Annotated in this window: 20 protein-coding genes; 3 read left to right on the forward strand and 17 right to left on the reverse strand. The window is 61.4% G+C overall.

Annotated features, from left to right (window positions below; genetic code table 11):
* Positions 1–21: 21 nt before the first annotated feature.
* Positions 22–519 carry a DUF2244 domain-containing protein gene (locus GR197_RS08565; RefSeq protein WP_164008575.1) on the reverse strand — a complete coding sequence of 166 codons (498 nt, stop codon included), beginning with the start codon at positions 517–519 and terminating at the stop codon, positions 22–24.
* A gap of 22 nt (positions 520–541) precedes the next feature.
* Between GR197_RS08565 and nth the strand changes: the two genes are divergently transcribed.
* On the forward strand, positions 542–1,321 hold the full coding sequence (gene nth, locus GR197_RS08570; protein WP_164008457.1) for an endonuclease III: 780 nt from the start codon (positions 542–544) through the stop codon (positions 1,319–1,321).
* Between the two features lie 33 nt (positions 1,322–1,354).
* Here nth and GR197_RS08575 read toward each other — a convergent pair whose 3' ends face one another.
* Complete coding sequence (locus GR197_RS08575; protein WP_164008459.1) at positions 1,355–2,068, reverse strand: sulfate transporter family protein; 714 nt, start codon at positions 2,066–2,068, stop codon at positions 1,355–1,357.
* A 235-nt stretch (positions 2,069–2,303) separates the two neighbouring features.
* Here GR197_RS08575 and GR197_RS08580 point away from each other — a divergent pair, with 235 nt between their 5' ends.
* Positions 2,304–3,158 (forward strand): MurR/RpiR family transcriptional regulator, encoded by an 855-nt coding sequence (locus tag GR197_RS08580; protein WP_164008461.1) that lies wholly within the window; start codon positions 2,304–2,306, stop codon positions 3,156–3,158.
* Between the two features lie 4 nt (positions 3,159–3,162).
* Here the strand turns inward: GR197_RS08580 and GR197_RS08585 are convergent, their stop codons facing one another.
* From GR197_RS08585 to GR197_RS32615, 10 genes are all read right to left on the reverse strand, one after another.
* A complete protein-coding gene (locus tag GR197_RS08585) occupies positions 3,163–4,746 on the reverse strand; it encodes an FGGY-family carbohydrate kinase (protein WP_164008463.1) in 1,584 nt (527 codons plus the stop codon).
* The gene (locus tag GR197_RS08590) at positions 4,739–5,434 is read right to left on the reverse strand and encodes an HAD family hydrolase (protein ID WP_164008465.1); all 696 of its coding nucleotides are present in this window, start codon (positions 5,432–5,434) and stop codon (positions 4,739–4,741) included. The genes GR197_RS08585 and GR197_RS08590 overlap by 8 nt, the downstream gene beginning before the upstream one ends.
* Positions 5,435–5,470: 36 nt before the next feature.
* Entirely contained in the window at positions 5,471–6,952 is a 1,482-nt protein-coding gene (locus tag GR197_RS08595; RefSeq protein WP_164008467.1) for a mannitol dehydrogenase family protein, read from the reverse strand.
* A gap of 84 nt (positions 6,953–7,036) precedes the next feature.
* On the reverse strand, positions 7,037–8,035 hold the full coding sequence (locus tag GR197_RS08600) for an ABC transporter ATP-binding protein (protein ID WP_164008469.1): 999 nt from the start codon (positions 8,033–8,035) through the stop codon (positions 7,037–7,039).
* A 17-nt stretch (positions 8,036–8,052) separates the two neighbouring features.
* Positions 8,053–8,883: a carbohydrate ABC transporter permease gene (locus GR197_RS08605; protein WP_003590144.1), complete on the reverse strand. Its 831-nt coding sequence runs from the start codon at positions 8,881–8,883 to the stop codon at positions 8,053–8,055.
* A gap of 1 nt (position 8,884) precedes the next feature.
* On the reverse strand, positions 8,885–9,757 hold the full coding sequence (locus GR197_RS08610) for a carbohydrate ABC transporter permease (RefSeq protein WP_164008471.1): 873 nt from the start codon (positions 9,755–9,757) through the stop codon (positions 8,885–8,887).
* Positions 9,758–9,894: 137 nt separating this feature from the next.
* On the reverse strand, positions 9,895–11,205 hold the full coding sequence (locus GR197_RS08615; protein ID WP_164008473.1) for an ABC transporter substrate-binding protein: 1,311 nt from the start codon (positions 11,203–11,205) through the stop codon (positions 9,895–9,897).
* Between the two features lie 146 nt (positions 11,206–11,351).
* Positions 11,352–12,302: a sugar-binding transcriptional regulator gene (locus GR197_RS08620; protein WP_164008475.1), complete on the reverse strand. Its 951-nt coding sequence runs from the start codon at positions 12,300–12,302 to the stop codon at positions 11,352–11,354.
* Between the two features lie 126 nt (positions 12,303–12,428).
* On the reverse strand, positions 12,429–13,007 hold the full coding sequence (locus GR197_RS08625; RefSeq protein ID WP_204330125.1) for an exopolysaccharide biosynthesis protein: 579 nt from the start codon (positions 13,005–13,007) through the stop codon (positions 12,429–12,431).
* 185 nt (positions 13,008–13,192) lie between these two features.
* Positions 13,193–13,321, reverse strand: a complete 129-nt coding sequence (locus tag GR197_RS32615; RefSeq protein WP_281409514.1) for a hypothetical protein — start codon at positions 13,319–13,321, stop codon at positions 13,193–13,195.
* On the opposite strand from GR197_RS32615, the gene GR197_RS08630 reads away from it, so the two are divergent.
* Positions 13,302–14,225, forward strand: a complete 924-nt coding sequence (locus tag GR197_RS08630; protein WP_164008478.1) for an ROK family protein — start codon at positions 13,302–13,304, stop codon at positions 14,223–14,225. The genes GR197_RS32615 and GR197_RS08630 overlap by 20 nt on opposite strands.
* On the opposite strand, the gene GR197_RS08635 is transcribed toward GR197_RS08630, so the two are convergent.
* From GR197_RS08635 to GR197_RS08655, 5 genes are all read right to left on the reverse strand, one after another.
* Positions 14,215–16,125 carry a beta-N-acetylhexosaminidase gene (locus GR197_RS08635; RefSeq protein WP_164008480.1) on the reverse strand — a complete coding sequence of 637 codons (1,911 nt, stop codon included), beginning with the start codon at positions 16,123–16,125 and terminating at the stop codon, positions 14,215–14,217. The two genes, GR197_RS08630 and GR197_RS08635, sit on opposite strands and share 11 nt — an antisense overlap.
* 205 nt (positions 16,126–16,330) lie before the next feature.
* The gene (locus GR197_RS08640) at positions 16,331–17,002 is read right to left on the reverse strand and encodes a transporter substrate-binding domain-containing protein (RefSeq protein ID WP_164008482.1); all 672 of its coding nucleotides are present in this window, start codon (positions 17,000–17,002) and stop codon (positions 16,331–16,333) included.
* 11 nt (positions 17,003–17,013) lie between these two features.
* Positions 17,014–17,778 carry a 4-hydroxy-2-oxoheptanedioate aldolase gene (hpaI, locus tag GR197_RS08645; RefSeq protein WP_164008484.1) on the reverse strand — a complete coding sequence of 255 codons (765 nt, stop codon included), beginning with the start codon at positions 17,776–17,778 and terminating at the stop codon, positions 17,014–17,016.
* A gap of 7 nt (positions 17,779–17,785) precedes the next feature.
* Positions 17,786–18,568 carry a 2-oxo-hept-4-ene-1,7-dioate hydratase gene (gene hpaH, locus GR197_RS08650; protein ID WP_164008486.1) on the reverse strand — a complete coding sequence of 261 codons (783 nt, stop codon included), beginning with the start codon at positions 18,566–18,568 and terminating at the stop codon, positions 17,786–17,788.
* Between the two features lie 20 nt (positions 18,569–18,588).
* Positions 18,589–19,482, reverse strand: a complete 894-nt coding sequence (locus tag GR197_RS08655; protein WP_164008488.1) for an intradiol ring-cleavage dioxygenase — start codon at positions 19,480–19,482, stop codon at positions 18,589–18,591.
* Positions 19,483–19,525: the final 43 nt, after the last annotated feature.

Raw genomic sequence — 19,525 nt, forward strand, 5'->3', positions numbered from 1 at the left:
TTGCGCACCCACCAGGTAAGTTCAGATACGCTGCTTGACCGTGGCGAGCGCGCCCTTGAAGGCTTTGGCGAAGCTTTCACGATCGTCGGGATTGAGGAAGGAGCCGATATCCGTGCGCCGGCCCTCGCCGAAGATCTGCATGGAGAGGATGCCTATCTCCTGGTGCCGGCGAATGAGGAAGCGCGCCCAGAACGGATTGAAGTGATGCTCAACCATCCGTCCCGACGCTGTGAACTTGCGCACCGACACGTCCGTGCGCGACACCGTTACCTGTTCGCGCGCTTTGCCGGAGCGGTAATTCAGCCGGAAGGCGCCGTAGAGAAGCACGAAATCCAGTCCGAAGAAGAGGCCGATCGGCCAGGCGCCGGTCGCGATGAAGAACATGCCATAGAGCAGGCAGACGGAACCGGACAGGATAAGCAGCACCCTGAAGCCCCGGCGGCCAAGCGACCGGTGGGGGAAAAGCTCGGCAGCGAAAACAGGCTGCTCGTTGAAGCTGTCGGCGTTGCTTTCCATCATAGCCGTTGAGTATAGATTCTCCATGGCAAATCCGAAACTCAAATCCGTCACCAGACCATCGCAAAACTCGAATGTGATCGCCCGCCGCAAACCGGCGGCGGTGAAGACGGCCTATTCGCTGGCCGAGCGCGAAGAGATCTTCCGCCGCTTCTCGGTGCAGCGGCCGGAACCGAGGGGCGAGCTCGAGCACACCAATCCTTTTACCTTGGTCGTCGCCGTCGCGCTTTCGGCGCAAGCGACCGATGTCGGCGTCAACAAGGCGACGCGCGCGCTCTTCCAGATTGCCGATACGCCGGAAAAGATGCTCGATCTCGGCGAGGAGCGGCTGCGAGATCATATCAGGACGATCGGCCTCTACCGCAACAAGGCGAAAAATGTCATCGCGCTCTCGCAGATGCTGATCGATGATTTCGCCGGCAAGGTGCCGGAGACGCGCGACGAACTGGTGAAACTGCCGGGCGTCGGCCGCAAGACCGCCAATGTCGTGCTGTCCATGGCCTTCGGCCAGGCGACGATGGCCGTCGACACGCATATCTTCCGCATCGCCAATCGCATCAAGCTTGCCCCCGGCAAGACGCCCGACGAGGTCGAGGCGCGGCTGATGAAGGTGATCCCGCAACATTACCTCTATCACGCCCATCACTGGCTGATCCTGCACGGTCGCTACACCTGCAAGGCGCGCCGCCCCGAATGCGAGCGCTGCGTCATCGCCGATCTCTGCAAATCGCCGGAGAAGAGTTGGGATGTGCCGGCACCGCTCGTCGAGCTACCGCCGCAGGTGATCGGCGAGGCCGTGGAATAGGGCAGGACCTCTCCCGCCCTGCCCGGCTGAACCTCACACCCGAAAACCGATGTCGCGCGCGGAAATCAGCTTGTGCAGATGCACCATCATGCCGGCGGCAAAAAGCGGCGTCAGAAGATTGACGAAGGGGATCGCCAGAAACAGGGCGATCATCAGCCCACCAAGAAAGACGGTGGAGGCGTGCTTGGCGCGGAGGAGCCGCGCCTCCTCAGGCGAACGGAAGCGCATGGCGGCGAATTCGAAAAATTCCCGTCCGAGCAGATAGCCGTTCACCAGAAAGAACGCGATCAGATTGACGCCGGGAATGAACAGCAGCAGCAACGCCACGATATTGCCGAGGATCACCACGCCGAGGAACTTGATCGAGCTTGCCATCGCCGGGCCGAGCGGCATGGCGGTGCCCGGCATGTCCTTGGGATAATCGCGCTTTTCGATGACATCGGCGACATCGTCGAGAAACAAGCCGGCGATCAGCGCCGTGACAGGCGAAAGCAGTAACGCCAACATCAGCGCAAGGCCGACACCGGCAAGAATTGCGAAAACCAAAGCGAGCCACCCCGCCCAATCCGGCACATCGGGAAAGAAACTGGTAAGCCAGGGAAAGAGAAAAGCCATGAAGGCCCCGCGCAGCGCGAACCAGAGTCCGACCAGCACGAGAATCGTCAGGCCGAGCACTTTCCAGAAGACCGAACGTGTTTCCGAGGCGAACAAATTGGTCAGCGATAATCGAGCGGCGTCAAGGATCATGTCTCAGGCGTCTCCGGTTGCGCCGAAGATGTAGGAAAGATTGCTGCCACCGACAAGTGAGAATAAAATTGCATGCGGCAATAGAAAACTTGTCGAAAATTAAATGCTAATATAGTATTGTCACGCATCCAAATATGCATGGGCCTGAGAAGCAGCTTCCGAAATAGTTGCAAAGACAAGGGGTCGCAACAGCGCATCCACGGAACGCCTCTAAGGAAAAACGGGGGAGGCTGACGTGGAAGATTTTGTCCAAAAACTCAGGCAATACGCAAAAACCGGCACACCGGCCGAACGTCGCATTGCGAAATATTTTAACGAACACCTAAACGACCTGCCGTTCGAGACAGCTGCATCGGTCGCCGATCGCCTGGATCTCTCGCCGATGACCGTCGGGCGCTTCCTGCGCGCACTCGGCTATCAGGGATTGGACAGCGTCAAGGTGGAGATTCGCGAGACCGTGACGACATCGCCGGCGCAATTGCAAAGCGCCATGAGCGAGCTGCATCAGGACGCAGCGGAGGGCAAACCGCTCGCCGTGCTGGTTGCCGAACAGATCCAGGCGCTCCATCATATCTATCATCTGACGGCGCAGCCACACTGGTCCGAAGCCGTCAGCTTGATCAGCACTGCCCGCGAAGTATCGATCGTCACCCATGCCCGGCTTGCAAGCCTTGCCCATCATTTCTGCCAGCGGCTGACGCAGGCCCGCGACGGCGTGCGCACGCTCGACGGCGCCGACAACCGTTTTGCCGAGCTTTTCGCCCGGCTGGCCGTTGATGACGCGCTACTGGTCATCATCGATTGTCGCCGCTTCGCCAAAGCGCGGCTGCTTGCCCGAACTGCACGGCGCTACGGCTATAAGGTCGTGCTGATTTCACCGCAGCAAGCGGACTGGATGGCGGATCAGTCGAATGTCATGCTGCCCTTGCCGCCAGCGCGCGCGCCCGATCTCGACAATCTTCCACCACTGATTGCGCTGCTCGATTGCCTGTCGGAATCCGTCGTCCTTGACGTCGGAGAAGAGGCGGCCCTTCGCCGCCGCCGCATGATGGAATTTGCGACGGTCCTTGGCGAGACGGCAAACCACTGAGCCGTTATTGCATCGTTTCCAGCTCGGCGCGATGCCTGTGCATGGCGAGAAGGCGGCGGTAGTCGCGGTCATAGAGCGCCTGTTTGGTTTTATCGGGCAGCCGTTCGTCGCCACCCGGATACATCGCCTCGCCGGCTGCCGCCAGATCCCCGTACAGGCCGCAGGCAACGGATGCCGCAATCGCCGTACCGAGCAGCACCGCCTCGTTCATTTTCGGCACCACCACCTTGCAGCCGGTGGCATCACTATAGAGCTCCATCAGCACCGGGTTCTTCACATGCCCGCCGGCAATATGCAGCGTATCGGGCACGTAGCCGTATTCCTTCATCATTTCGAGGATGTGGCGGATGCCGAGCGCAATCGCCACGGCGGTGCGCCAGTAAAGTGTGCAGAGGCCATCGAAGGACGCATCGAGCGTCAGCCCGCTGACGACCCCGACGGCATGCGGATCAGCGAGCGGCGAACGGTTGCCATGAAAATCCGGCAGTACGAAGATGCGTGCGCCGAAGGCATCGCCCTCGTCGGCCCGCAATTCGGCGATGCGTGCGACGATTCTCTGATGCAGGCCCGCCGTCGGCTCGCCGCCGGCGGCATGCATGCGCACGATGTGGTCGAGCAGCGCGCCGGTCGCCGATTGCCCGGCCTCCACCAGCCAGGATTCTGGAAAGACCGCCTCGTAATAGGGACCCCACATGCCATGGCTCGGCTTGCGTTCCCGCGAGAAAGTCACGATGCAGCTCGACGTGCCGGCGATCAGCGCCAGCTGGTGCTCCCGTTTTACAGGATCGGCGGCGTAGCCGCCAAGCGCGCCGAGCGCGCCGGCATAGGCGTCGATCATGCCGGCGGAGACATGGCAGTCCGTGGTCAGCCCGAGCGCCTGCGCCGCTTCCGGCGTCAGCCAGCCGACGCTGCCTCCGACAGCCGTGGTCTCATCCGGTAGGTGACCGCGCTTCTGAAGGTCCTCAAGGCCGATCCGCTCCAGAAAATCCTGCTGCCAGCCCTTTTCGCGATGGGCGAGATAGTTCCACTTCGCTGTCAGCGTGCAGCGCGAACGGGCGAGCGATCCGGTCGATTTCCACGTCATGAAATCGGCGAGATCGAAGAAATAGCCGGCCTTCTCCCATGTGGCAGGCAGCTTCTTCTTCAGCCACATCAGCTTCGGCATCTCCATCTCAGGCGACATGACGTGGCCGGAATGTTCGAGCACCGCGTGCTCCGTCGCCGTGCAGAAATCGGCTTCCTTCAGCGCCCGGTGATCGAGCCAGACGATCGTGTCGAAGCGTGTCTCGCCGCCTGTGGACACGCTGAGCTGCCGGCCCTCGACGTCACGCACGACGAGCGAACATGTGGCGTCGAAGCCGATCGCGCCGACCGAGGCGGCGGCGATGCCGGATTGCTCCATGGCGCTACGCACCGCCGTACAGGCTGCCGACCAGATATCTTCGGAATCGTGCTCGGCATGGTTTTCACGCGGCCGGTTCATCACGATCGGATGCTCGGCCTTGGCGAGCAGGCGACCGCGCGCATCGAAGACACCGGCGCGCGCGCTGCCCGTGCCGATATCCACCGCAACCACATGATCACGCATCAAATCTTGGTCCCGTCCAGCTATGGTTGCGGACAAGGTGGATCAAATCCGGCATGGCGTCAAACACCGCTTCCGGCGAAAGCCGGTCGAGTTCGGCGCGATAGCCGGCGAAATTGGCGTGTGATCCGCCGGTGAAGGCGAAGACCGTCATACCCGCTGCCTTGGCGGCGGCAATGCCGGCCGGGCTGTCCTCCACAACAATGCAATGCGCAGGCGCCACCTGCATTTCACGCGCCGCATGCAGAAAAAGATCGGGCGCCGGTTTGCCGCGCTTGACCATCGTCGCGCTAAAGATGTCGGGCAGCTTGTCGAGCAGCCCGGTGACGGACAGCGACAGCCGGATTCGCTCCATCTGGCTGGACGAGGCGACGCAGCAACGAACGCCAAGCCCATCGATCGTTGCGGCAATACCCTCGATCGGCTTCAGCTCGGTGCGAAAGCGGGTGTAGAGATCGGTGCGAATGCGCTCAAGGAATTCCTCACCGGCATGGACGTTGAATTCGGTTTCCAGCGTATCGATGAGGGTCGAAAGGCTGCGGCCGAGAAAGCGCTCGTAGGCCTGATCCTCGGTGATCGAGACGCCGAGATCGTTCATCGCCCCGACGAGCACACTGATCGAGATCGGCTCGCTGTCGACGAGCACGCCGTCGCAATCGAAGATAACCAGCCGTGGTTCAGCATCAGCCATGGAAGACCCAACCTGAGTTCAATTCGGACGGATTCCTTACACCGCGAGCTTGCCATCGAGATAGAGTTGCAGCGTCTCCCGCGTGCCTTTTTCCCACAGGCTTTTGAGTGCATGGGCAAAACGCTTGCGGAAAAGTTCGGATTTCGCCACCTCGCCGAAAATATCGTCGAAGGTGAGAAAGGCTGACGGATCGGTCTTCGCCTTCAGCGCCGCCGCATGCAGGCGCTCGGCGCTGGCGTCGTTGAAGACGATATCCTTGCCGCTATCGGTCTTGCCCGCGAAGTAACGGCACCAGAGCGCCGAAACCAGCGCCAGGCCGACGACGTCCCTGCCCTGGCTGAGATTGTCGAGCGTCGACGGCAAGATGAATTTCGGCTGGCGGTTCGATCCGTCCTGCGCCAGCCGCGGAATGGTGTCGGCGATTTTCGGATTGAGCAGGCGATGTTCGATCAGCGCGAAATAATCCGTCAGCGACGTGTTCGGCACCGGCGGCACGATCGGGATGATTTCGTCGTTCTCGAGCTTGGCGAGGAAGGCGCGGATCAGCGGATCCTCCATGGAATCGTGAACGAAATGGATGTCCATCAGCGCCGCCGGATAGGCGATCGCGGCATGTCCGCCGTTGAGAATCCGGATCTTCATATGCTCGTAGGGCGTGACATCAGGCACGAAGGTGACGCCGACCTTTTCTAGTGCCGGCCGACCGGCAGTAAACTTATCCTCAAGCACCCATTGCTTGAATTCCTCGCAATAGACCGGCCAGTTGTCATCGATCTCGAAGTTGTCCCTGAGGAAATCGATTTCGCGCTGGCCGGTTGCCGGCGTGATGCGGTCGACCATCGCATTCGGGAAGGCGACATTCGCCCGGATCCACGCGGCAAAGCCCGGGTCCGAAAGGGCGGCCGTGCCGACCACGGCATTGGCGGTAACGATGCCATTATGGGGAATGTTGTCGCAGGACATGACGGTAAAGGGTTCGATACCCCGGTCCTTGCGCGCCTTCAGCCCGGCGACGATCAGGCCGAACACCGTCTTCGGCGCATCGGGGCTGTTTCCGTCGGCGGCGATCGCCGGATGCGCCGGGTTGAAGGTTCCGGATGCGTCGATGAAATAACCGCCCTCGGTGATCGTCAGCGAAACGATGCGGATCTCGGGATCGGCGAGCCTGGCGATGATCGCGGCGGGGTCGCCGACCGGCAGGATGTCGACCATCGGCGCGGTGACGCGCGCCGCCGTCTTGTTGTTGTCCTGCTCGACCACCGTCGTCAGAAAATCTTGTGCCGCAAGCTTTTCACGCATCGCGGCGTCCGATGGCAGCACACCGGCGCCGACAATCGCCCAATCGTGATCCGCGCCTGAGTTGAAGAGATCGTCGAGATAGACCGCCTGATGGGCGCGGTGGAAATTGCCGACGCCGAAGTGCACGATGCCGGCTTTCAGCGACGCCCTGTCATATCCAGGGATGGCGGCAGTGCGCGCCACATCCGAAAGCGTTGCCAGCGATAGTTTGCACGTCATGTTCCAGTCCTCTTGAAGGTCTTGCCGAAACGGCCGGACGCCCTCGCCCGGCTCGTATGCCTGCCCCCAGCCCGGCAGCCCGCCTCAGATGGCAAGGCCGCCCTCGTTGAATTTGTGAATACGCGAACGATCCGGCGTCAGATAGACCGTGTCTCCAGCTTTGGCGGCAAAATCGCCGCTGCCGCGCGCCGTCATCATGCCGATGCCCTCGGCATCGATATGCAGGAAGGTGTCGGAACCAAGATGTTCGGCGACCACGACCCTGCCCTTCCAGTCGCCGCTCTCCATGGACAACAACATATGTTCGGGTCGGATGCCGATCGTATGGGCGCCAAGCTGAGCCGCGTTCTGGCCGTTGATGAAATTCATCTTCGGCGAGCCGATGAAACCGGCAACGAAGAGGTTGCGCGGGCGGCTGTAAAGCTCGAGCGGCGAGCCGACCTGCTCGATATTTCCCCTGTTCAGCACGACGATCTTGTCGGCCATGGTCATCGCCTCGACCTGGTCGTGGGTGACGTAAACCATCGTCGTCTTCAACTGCTGATGCAGTTCGCTGATCTCGAGGCGCATGTTGACACGCAATGCTGCATCGAGGTTCGACAGCGGTTCGTCGAACAGGAAAGCCGAAGGCTGGCGCACGATGGCTCGGCCGATCGCGACGCGCTGGCGCTGACCGCCGGAAAGCTGACGCGGCTTGCGCTCCAGATAGTCGGTGAGATTGAGCACACGGGCCGCATCCGTCACCTTGCGGTCGATTTCCGCCTTGTCGATGCCCGCCATTTTCAGCGGGAAGGCGATGTTGTTGCGCACGCTCATATGCGGATAAAGCGCATAGGATTGGAACACCATGGCAAGGCCGCGCTCCGACGGCGCCTTTTCGGTGGCGTCCCGGCCGTCGATGACGATCTTGCCGCCGGAGACGTCCTCAAGGCCGGCGATCAGCCTGAGCAGCGTGGACTTGCCGCAGCCCGACGGGCCGACGAAGACGACGAACTCGCCGTCCTTGATGTCGAGATCGATCGAAGGGATGACCTTGGCTTCGCCGAAGACCTTGGAAACCTTCTGAAGGGTAATGCTGCCCATGTTTGTCTCCCTTTATCTTATTTCACTGCGCCGAAGGTCAGGCCGCGGACGAGTTGTTTCTGGCTGAACCAGCCGAGGATCAGGATCGGCGCGATCGCCATCGTCGAAGCCGCCGAGAGTTTGGCGTAGAACAAGCCCTCCGGGCTGGAATAGGAAGCGATGAAGGCCGTCAGCGGTGCTGCTTTCGAGGCGGTGAGGTTGAGCGTCCAGAACGCCTCGTTCCAGGCAAGGATGATGTTCAAAAGCAGCGTCGAGGCGATACCGGGCACCGCCATCGGCGTCAGCACGTAGACGATCTCTTTCATCAGCGAGGCCCCGTCCATGCGGGCCGCTTCGAGGATCTCGCCGGGAATTTCCTTGAAATAGGTATAGAGCATCCAGACGATGATCGGCAGGTTGATCAGCGTCAGCACGATCACCAGGCCGGTGCGCGTGTCGAGCAGGCCCGAATTGCGGAACAACAGATAGATCGGGATCAGCGCGCCCACCGGCGGCATCATCTTGGTCGACAGCATCCACATCAGCACGTCCTTGGTCCGCTTGGTCGGCGAAAACGCCATCGCCCAGGCGGCAGGGATAGCGATGATCAGGCCGATCAGCGTCGAGCCGAAGGAAATGATCACCGAGTTCATGAAGTGGCTGAGATAGTTCGACCGGCTCTGCACCTCCGCATAGTTCTCCGTCGTCCAGTGGAAGAACAGGAACTGCGGCGGCGAGGCGATGGCGTCGGCTTCCGACTTGAAGCTGGTCAGGAAGGTCCAGAGGATCGGGAAGAAGATCAGGATGCCGAGCGTCCAGGCAATCGCGGTGACGATGACCTTGCGCCGGGTTGTGACTTTTCTGGCCATCTCAAGCCTCCAGATTCTTGCCGACGAGGCGGACGAGGAAGATCGCGACGATATTGGCAAGCACCACCGCGACGATGCCGCCCGCCGAAGCGCCGCCGATATCGAACTGCAGCAGCGCCTGGGCATAGACGAGATAGGTGAGGTTGGTGCTGTCGGTGCCCGGCCCGCCATTGGTGGTGACGAGGATTTCGGCGAAGACCGAAAGCAGGAAGATCGTCTGGATTAGGATCACCACGGTGATGGCGCGGGCCATGTGCGGCAGGATGATGTAGATGAATTTCGAGATCGGCCCGGCGCCGTCCATTTCGGAGGCTTCCTTCTGCTCCTCGTCGAGCGACTGCAGCGCCGTCAGCATGATAAGCGTCGCAAAGGGCAGCCACTGCCAGGCAACGATGAGAATGACGGAGAACAGCGGCGCATTCGCCAGCCAGTCGATCGGCTGCAGGCCGAGGGCCTTGGCAAGATGCGCAAACAGGCCGTTGACCGGGTTCATGAACATGTTCTTCCACACCAGCGCGGCCACCGTCGGCATGACGAAGAACGGCGCAATCACCAGGATGCGCACGATGCCCTGGCCGTACATCGGCTGGTCGAGCAGCAGCGCAAAGGCGATGCCGCCGATGACGGTGATTAGGAGAACGCCGGCGACGAGCACCAGCGTATTGATCAGCGCGGCGAAGAAGGCAGGATCGGAAAGGAAATATTCGTAGTTCAGAAAGCCGACAAAGCTCTCCATGCCGGGGCTGAGCAGATTGTAGTTCAGCGTCGAAAAGTAGATCGTCATCGCAAGCGGGACGATCATCCATGCAAAGAGGAGCAGCACGGAGGGCGCAATCATCAGGCGCGCTGCGGCGCGGGTATGCAAGGTTGCCATGGCAATCACCGATCTGATCTGAAGCGGGGAGCGGCTGCAGGAAAGCTTTGTCTGAAAAAGCGGCCGCCGATGCAGTTCGGGCAATCGGCGGCCCAGAGGGGCGGATCGTCAAGAATCCGCCTCTTGCTCAGGAGGTTTTATTTAATGTAGCCGGCCTTGGTCATTTCGCGCGTGGTCAGTTGCTGGGCGGCCTGCAGGGCCTGGTCGACCGAAAGCTGGCCGGCAAGTGCTGCGGAGAACTGCTGGCCCACTGCCGTACCGATGCCCTGGAATTCCGGGATCGCCACGAACTGGACGCCGACATAGGGAACCGGCTTGACGGTCGGCTTGGTCGGATCGGCCGAGTTGATCGAGTCGAGCGTCATCTTGGCGAAGGACGCCGCCTTCTGGTAGTCCGCATTCGCGTAGAGCGAGGTGCGGGTGCCTGGAGGTGCATTCAGCCAACCTTCCTTCTCGGCGACGAGGTTGGTGTACTCCTTGCTCGTTGCCCAGGCGACAAACTTCTCAGCGGCTTCGACCTTCTGCGAACCTGCGGGGATGGCAAGATTCCAGGCCCAGAGCCAGTTGCCACGCTTGCCGAGGCCCTTGTCCGGGGCAAGCGCGAAGCCGACCTTGTCGGCGACCTGGGACTGCTTCGGATCGGCGACGAAGGAAGCGGCAACCGTTGCGTCGATCCACATGCCGCACTTGCCGGTCTGGAAGAGCGCCAGGTTTTCGTTGAAGCCGTTGGAAGAAGCGCCCGGAGGGCCGGCATCCTTCATCAGCTTGACGTAGAAGTCGAGCGTGTCTTTCCATTCGGGCTGGTCGAACTGCGGCTTCCACTTTTCATCGAACCAGCGTGCGCCGAAGGAATTGGACATGGCCGTCAGGAAGGCCATGTTCTCGCCCCAGCCCGCCTTGCCGCGCAGGCAGATGCCATAGATTTCCTTGTCCTTGTTGGTGATCTTGCGAGCAGCGTCGGCAACGAAGTCCCAGGTCGGGGCGTCGGGCATCTTCAGGCCTGCGGCGTCGAACAGGTCCTTGCGGTACATGACCATCGAGCTTTCGCCGTAGAACGGCGCAGCATAGAGCTTGCCGTCCGTGGTCAGGCCGCTGCGGATCGCCGGCAGCAGGTCGTCGGCGTCGTAATCCTTGCCGAGGTTGTCGAGCGGCAGCAGCCAGCCCTGTTTTGACCAGATCGGAACTTCGTAGGTGCCGATGGTCAGAACGTCGTACTGGCCGCCCTTGGTCGCGATGTCGGTCGTGACCTTCTGGCGCAGCACGTTTTCTTCGAGGGTTACCCATTCAAGGTCGATGCCGGGATTCTTCGCCTTGAAATCATCCGTCAGCTTCTGCATCCGGATCATGTCGCCGTTATTCACGGTTGCGATTGTCAGCGTCTCGGCCGAAGCCATGCCGGCAAACGCCAGCGCTGAGCAGGCGCCCAGCAGAAAAGTTCTCAATGTCATAATCTTCCTCCCAGAAGATGGGGTGTGAGCATTCGCTTCGCTCATGGGCAATTACTCAATAAATGATAAAGAATGTCAATCGGCAATCGTTGCTGCGGTGCCGAAGGAGACAGTTATGATATTGATTTAAATAGTGTATTTTTTGCTCAGTTTCTGAGCAAAAACTCAGCAGTCTCTTCGTCGGTGATCAGACCATTGATTTGATGGCCGACAACCGCAGCCCTGATCGCCTTGAATTTGCGCTTGCCCTTGGCCAGCCCAATAACAATCGAGGCGTCGCGGGACGGGATCGGCGCCGATGCGACGCGTTCGTTGATCGGGTTGTCCAGCAACCTGCCGTCGACATCGAAGATCCAGCCGCAGATCTCGCCGACGGCGCCGCCGCGCATCAGCTCCATCATCTCGTCCTTCTCGAGAAAACCGTCGACGCAAAGCGGCCCGTCGATGCCGAGCTCGCCGATGCCGACGAAGGTGACGTCGGCTTGCGCGCTGATGTCAAGCGTCGAGCGCACCAGCTGCTGGCCATGCAGCAGCTCCCGCTCCTCCGCCGAGGTGACGAGCACCGGCAACGGCATCGGATAGTGCCGCGCTTTCACGGCATCGGCCATGCTGAAGATGACGTTGTAATAAGCCGCCGATCCGTCCGGGGCGATATTGCCGGTCAGCGAGACGATGCGATGATGGGGACATTCGATCGCCGGAAGCTGATCGACCGCCGCCTTCAGCGTCCGGCCGGTGCCGACGGCAAGCACGATCGGCTCGGCCCGTTTCAGCCACCGCTCGATCTCGGCCGCGGCCGCCTCGGCAATGCCGACCGTCGCCGACGACCCGGAATCGCTCGGCACCACCTCCACATGTTTCAGCCCGAATTTCCGCCGCAACTGGCTGGCGAGCTCCAGGCAGGCGGCGATCGGATGATCGAGCCGCACCTTGATCAGACGCTCGGCGACCGCCAGCGATACCAGCCGCTGCGCCGATTGCCGCGAGATGCCCATCGCGGCAGCGATTTCATCCTGCGTGCGCCCGGCGACGTAGTAGAGCCAGCCGGCACGCGCCGCATCGTCGAGCCGTGCAGGGGTCTCGGATCTTTTTGCCATTGAATGCCTACCGCGCCAAAGTGAACCGGCGTGCCGCCGCCGAACATGATTTGAATCTGTATCCCGCCAGATCAAAACAAATTCCGGCAAATGTCGAGCCCGTTGAAAGGAGCCCTGCCGAATTACTCAGGCAAACCATTGCACGACGAGATAGATCGCCGCCTTCGCGAGACCGTAAATCACGCCGCCGGCAACGACCAGCGACACCGCCGTCATCACGAAGCCGATCAGCGCAAAGAGCCCGTCGCGGCCCAATATGCCGAAGGCGAAGACCGAGATCGTGATCGCCGGCAGCATGTTGCCGAGCGGCACCGGCAGCAGCAGCACGATCGACAGCAACAGACATGCGGCCCCGGCGAGATATTCCGCCGGCGGCTCGGCGAAGATCGCCAGCCTTGGCTTCAGCATGCGCTCCGCCCAGGCGAGCCAGCGGTGGATGCGGCCGACAATGGTTTCGAAATCCTCCCGCCGCATCGAACGGTCGGCAATTATCCTTGGCAGCCAGGGCTTCAGCCCGAAGGTCAACTGTGCCGCCAGGAAGACCAATGGCGCGCCGAGCACTGCCGAAGTCCCTGGCGGCGTGGGAAAAGCGTTCGGCAGCGCGAAGATCAGCATCAGCGCGCTGATCGCCCTGTCGCCCATCGTCTGGAACAGGTCGCCGATCGAAATTCGCTCCCGGCTCCGGTCGGCGGCCAGCTGACGCAGGATGGATGAGAGGCGGCGACCTTTGGGACGGGGTGGACGTGGTCTTCTGCGTCTATGGGAATCGGCGTTTTCGATGGTCATGATACCAGTGAATGATGGAAGTGCAGGCGCAGATTTTGGCCGCGCAATATGCCAATTGAATGACTTGTCGGACGGGAATAGCTGTTGGTGGCGATTTGGCTGGATCATTCCCGTTCGCGCCACAGGCGCATGGCGGACGGCGGAATGAAGGCTTGTAATTCCCCGCCAACAGTGCGAGCAGACACCACAGACCAGAGAAACGGCAGGGTGGCAATGATCATTTCATTCGACATCGGCGGCTCCGCCATCAAGGGCGGCATCGCCCGCTCCGAGACAGACATCGTCCCCCTCGGCCGCCGCCCGACGCCGAAAGATGATTTCGCCGCTTTCGTCGGGACCTTGCGCGCCATCATCACCGAAACCGGTGAAGCGCCGAGCCGCATCGCGCTCTCCATCGCCGGCGTCGTCGATCCCGATAGCCAGCGGCTGATCTGCGCCAACATTCCCTGCATCCATGGCCGCACGCTGGCCGCCGATCTCGAAGCCGAACTCGGTCTGCCGGCGCTGATCGCCAACGACGCCGACTGTTTCGCCATGGCCGAGGCCGGCCTGGGCGCCGGGCGCGGCCACCGCATCGTCTTCGGCGCCATCCTCGGCACCGGCGTCGGCGGTGGCCTGATTGCCGACGGCCGCCTCGTCAATGAGGCCGGCGGTTTTGCCGGCGAATGGGGTCACGGGCCGATCATCGCCTCCGCAGCCGGCAATCCGCCTGTCGCCATTCCCGCCTATGCCTGCGGCTGCGGCCAGAAGGGATGCGTCGACACCGTCGGCGGCGCCCGTGGCATGGAACGGCTGCACAAGACGCTGCACGATCTCGATCTTTCGAGCGAGGCGATCATCGCGCAATGGCAACAGCGCGAGGAGAAGGCGACACGGACGATCGACGTCTATGTCGATCTCGTCGCCTCGCCCCTGGCGCTGACGATCAACATCACCGGCGCCACCATCGTGCCGGTCGGCGGCGGCCTGTCAAATGTCGAGCCATTGCTTGCCGAACTCGACCACGCCGTGCGCGCCCGCATCCTGCGCAAGTTCGACCGGCCGCTGGTGGTGCGCAGCCAATGCCGTATCGAACCCGGCCTGATCGGCGCAGCACTGCTGGGGCTGAAAGCCGAAGCAGTGCTTCCTAAAGCTTAGGCCACATCCGCACGATCACTGCGAACCGGTCCCAATCCTTCCGGTCCGCCGGTGTCCATGCGGCCTCGGCGATTGCCGAAAGACGCGGGAAGACCAGCCGGTTGAAATGCGCGCGCGAGGCGATGTCGCCGCTCCAGATACAGGCCTGGATCCCGCGCATCTTCCCCTTCAGCGCCTCCGGCGACTCGCCCTCGGCCTCGTAACAGTAGGTCCGCTCCGGCGGCGTGAAGCCTGCCCAGCTTGCGCCGGGCTCGGACCAGGCTTCCGCCTGCGCCATGTCGAGATAATAGGCCTGTCCCGGCGTCATCACCACGTCGTAACCTGCCTGCGCCAGTTCGATGCCGACGTCAGGCCTTTCCCAGGCCATCAGCAGCGTGCCGTCGCGATCGACCCCGCCGCCATGCGAGACCTCATTCCAGCCGGCGAGCTTCCTGCCGCGCTCCGACAGCATGCCGTGGACGCGCTTGAGGAAATAGGATTGCAGCGCGGCGGGTCCGGCCAGTTTCTCCCGCTTCATCAGCGCCTGGCAGAGAGGGGAGGAAAGCCAGGCGCCGGACGCAACCTCGTCACCGCCGATATGAAAATACTCGCCGGGGAACAGCGACATCATTTCGTCGAACACCGTGCCGAGGAATTCGTAGGTGAATTCGACTGCCGGGTTGAGGGCATTGTTGGCATATCCCTGCGGCGAGCGGTAACTGTCCTCAGCCTCCTGCGGGTCGACGAGATCGGGCAATGAGGAAAGCGCTGCGGCGCTGTGGCCGGGAATATCGATTTCCGGCACCACCTCGACACCAAGCGATGCGGCATGCGCAACGATCCGCCTGACGTCGTCTTGCGTGTAATAGCCGGCGCGCGTTTCCGGCCCGTCGCCGTACTGTGGCGCCAGCGCTTCGTCGAGCCCCAGCCGTGCGCCGACGGCCGTCAATTCCGGATAGGCCTTGATCTCCAATCGCCAGGCCTCGTCATCGGTCAGGTGCCAGTGGAAAATATTGAGCTTGTTCCAAGCGAGGATATCGATCAGCCGCACGACGTCGGTCACCGGATAAAACCGCCCCGATACATCGAGATGGCAGCCGCGCCAGTCATAACGCGGCTGGTCGGCGATCGTGCCGAAATTGGGGAATTTAAATCTTTCGCCATCGGCGCGGGCGCCATGCAGCAGCTGCGCCAGGCTGATGAGGCCGTAGCGCCGCCCCGCGTCATCCGCGCTCGAAAGCACGATCTCATGCGCAGTGAAACGCAGCTCGTAGGCGAAGGCGGCGATCGACGATTCGGCGACGAAACGAACGCGCCGTCCGCCATCGACGGCACTCAGCGAAAACGCCGCGTCTTCGGCTGGGTAGAGGCGCTGGTAAAGAGAAAGAACCTGGGAGAAGGCCTCGATCGCATCAGGCCGCGTCCTCTCGGCCGGATAGAGGGTGGCTGGCAAGTCACCCGCCTTCAGCCCCAGCGACAGCGGCCAGGGGAGCAGCGCATAGGGTTCATCGGCTTTGCCCGGCGGCAAGAGCGGCGGCGACACACCCCCATCCCGGCCTTTGAGCATCAGATCGCCGAAATCGACCGGAAGGTGACGACGGTCGGCAAGTGTCAGATAAGCGGATTTAACGCCAGCCGTGACATGTTTCGGCTCTCGGCTCAGCCCCTCGACCGTGAACCGCCAGCACCCACCCGGCGGCACCGTCAACTCCTCGGACGGCAGGAACTCATGGAAATGCGCGACCTGCCGCTTGAGGCTGCCGCCGTCGCAGACATGTTTGTCGGCAACCCGCGTCTCCGACGTATAGCAGAGCGAGAAGCCGGACAACGGCTCGGCCGAAAGATTGTGGAGCGTGAAAGTCAAGCGCCCGAAACTGCCTTCGACCGGGCACCAGCTTGTCTCAAGACTATAATCGGCCATGCCGCGCCCTCCCCGTCAACGAACGGCCGGGATCACGGCTGGTCTTCCGGCATTCCTTCGCAGCTTAGCCTGTTCGGGAAGGCAATGGAATCAGCGCGAACTCAGGCGAGACGAACAGCGATGGGAATCCAGAATGGTCAGCACGGTCGCAACGAGAATGCCGCTCATCATTGCCCAGCCAAACGAACCCCGGCGACCCGATCGCCTATGGGGCGCCATGCAGATGGTGTATGAAATCTGCGAAAAAGGCTGAGGCATGGATGGCTCTTTTATGCACGGCGATCGTCTGGGGGATTTCGGAGAATGTTCCTTCCAAGAGCCGGAAGCCCGAAATGCGCACCGAAGTCTGGATGAGATATTCGGTCAATCCGGCAGCCGCGTCACACTGGGATCCGACAAGTAGATCGACGGCTGCTGCGGGGCTGTCAGTGTGGAAAACCGTTGCTCTTTCAAGCATTCGTTCGAGCTGCTTAGTGTAGGCCGCACTCCTTGCAGACGCAATCCGGACTCCCTCGACATCAACGTCTTCGACCCGCCGGAAGGACGAACTGTCAGGCACGAGATAGGTCGCCTTGACGAAGATGTATGGAGGTGAAAAGGAGAAGCGGTCGGCTCTGGATGGATCCGAGGCAATGAAAGCGATGTCCCATTCGTCGCCGTCTGCATCGGCGAGTATGTCGGCGGCCGAGCCGTACTGGATCAGGAAGAGGCCGCAATCAAGTTGTTCGGCGATCTTGCGGGCTAGCTCAGCGCTCGGACCGACCAAGGCGCCCGCCTCATCGTCCCATCGGACCAACGCCGAATTTGACATGTTGACGGCGGCCCTGATCGCGCCGGCCGGCGCTATCTCAGCCAAAATCTGCTTTCGCGTCGGCATCTTCGAACTCCCTAAGATGCGAACCTGGCCGCGAGTGCTTCGGATCCTCTTGCAAGCAGGGCGACGTCTACACCGACTGCGGTAAACAGCGTCCCCAGCGAAATGCAGCGGGCTGCGAACTTTTCGTCGGGGGTGAGTATGCCGGTCGGCTTTCCAAGCGCCTTCAGGCGCCTTATCGCGTCTTCGATCGCAGCTACCACTTCAGGGTGACCCGGTTGACCAGGATGGCCAAAGCTCGCCGCGAGATCAGCCGGCCCGATGAAGATGCCGTCCACTCCTTCGACAGCGGCGATGGACTCGAGACGATCGAGCGCTTCACGGGTCTCGATTTGAAGAAGCAGGCATATCTCCTGCTCCGCGATCTGCGCGTAGTTCGCAACACGCCCGAAGCGGGTAGCACGCGTCAAGGCGGAGACACCACGAATTCCGCACGGCGGATACCGTATGGCTGCTACAGCGGCCATCGCCTCCTCCTCATTCTGCACATATGGAACTAGCAGCGTCTGCACGCCGATGTCCAGGAACCGCTTAATCAGCACGGGGTCGTTGAAGGCAGGGCGTACGACGGGCGAAACCTTGTAGGGCGCAACCGCCTGCAATTGTGGCAGGACGGTGAGGACGTCACTGGGAGAATGCTCGGTGTCGAACAGCAGCCAATCGAAACCCGATGGCGCGACGATTTCCGCTGCATAGCTTCCCGGAAGGCCGCACCATAAACCGATCTGGCTTTGTCCGGCCATGAGCTTTCGTTTAAAGTGATTGACAGGGAGTTCCATCACCACCTCACACGAACGAAACGCCGATGGAGCCGACCGGCCCGTAATCGGCCTGGATGACGTCGCCTTTGGCGATATCCACGGGGCGGGTGAACGAGCCGGCAAGGACGATCTGGCCCTTCTTCAAACCGCCTCCGACAGCATGGAGCTTGTTCACGAGCCATGCAATTCCGGCGGCTGGATGGCCCATGATGGCTGCGGAAACGCCGGATTCCTCGATGATGCCGTTTTTCGAAAGCGTCGCACCGACCCAGCGGATATCGACGTCCATCGGCCGAACGATACGACCACCGATGACGATCGCTCCGAAAGCCGCGTTGTCGGCGATTGTGTCGGTGATGGCTCTTGGCACTTCGGTTCGATAGTCGATGATTTCGAGAGCGGGAACGACAAATTCGGTCGCCCGCATGACGTCATAGATGCGGGTGCTTGGACCTTCGAGATTCTCGCCCATTACGAATGCGAGTTCGACTTCGAGACGGGGCTTGATGAACAGATCCGCTTTGATTTGCGCTCCATCATTGAAGAGAGCGTCGTCGAGAATGACGCCGTAATCGGGCTCCGTCATTTTCGAGGCCATCTGCATTGCCCGCGACGTTAGTCCGATCTTGTGGCCAGCGATCCGTGCGCCTTTCGCAATCCGCGCCTGCGCCCAGAGCGCTTGTATTTTGTAGGCGTCTTCGAGTTCCAGGTTCGGATATGTCTTGCTTGGTTGGACGATTGGCTTGCGTTCGACTTCGGCCTTCAGCAGCGCGTCAGCTGCCTCCTGGCGTTCCTTGTCCGTGATCATGATTGGCTCTGCTGCTTTCGTTATTTGATCGGAGGGCGTGGCAGGGCTGCCTCGCCTGGCTCCATGACATATGTGTAATCGAGCGAGAACCACGGCCCTGCGACGTCAGCGTCGGTCGGGTGCGGCTCTTCATGCCGGACGAAGTCGCCGGTCAACGCCGCGGTCACGCCAAACTGCACGTCGGAGTCGATGTTCGGATCGCTCGGATCGAAGACCTGCGAGATGAGTGTCTTGTATCCGTGCTTGAAGATGAGCGCGTGCAGATGGGCGGGGCGATAGGGGTGGCGGCCTTGCGCCTTGAGAAGGCGACCCACGACCCCGTCGACCGGGATCGGATAGCCAACCATTTTCACCGTCCTGAACCAGAAGCGGCCTTCTTCGTCCGTGGTGAGCTTCCCGCGGAGATTCATTTCTGCCTGGTCGGGATCCTGGTTTTCGTAAAGACCGACAGGCGACGCATGCCACACGTCGACCTCGGCGCCTGCGATAGGCTTGCCCTCCCGATCGATCACCTTCGCATGGACGAACAAAGGCGTGCCTGGCGTCTCGGACCGGATGATGATTCCACCGTTCTCGATTCGCGGAGAGTTAAGCCGCCAGAATGGCCCGAGCAACGATTGCGACGTCTCTGTCTGCCCCTTGTCGCCGTTATTGAGCAGGCAGACGAGCGAAGAGACCCCGAGCGACCCTGCCATGAGCACGAGCTCATTGTGACTGTCAGTCTGCAATTGGCCAATTTCGTTGAGGACCGCCGTGGCCTCCCGGAATTCGGCTTCCGAAAGCCTGACCTCCCGCACGAAGGCGTGGAGATGTTTCACCATTGCGACGAGTATTTCACGCAGCCTGGGATCCTCGGTGCGATTCATCACAGCGACGACGGCAGGCGTCACCTCGCTCTCAGTTCTGATTGGCATACTGCCACCTCCTCATGGAGCGCCGAATATAAAATAATCGATT

Origin of the sequence: Rhizobium phaseoli, from assembly GCF_010668805.1 — a bacterium.
GTDB lineage: Bacteria > Pseudomonadota > Alphaproteobacteria > Rhizobiales > Rhizobiaceae > Rhizobium > Rhizobium phaseoli_A.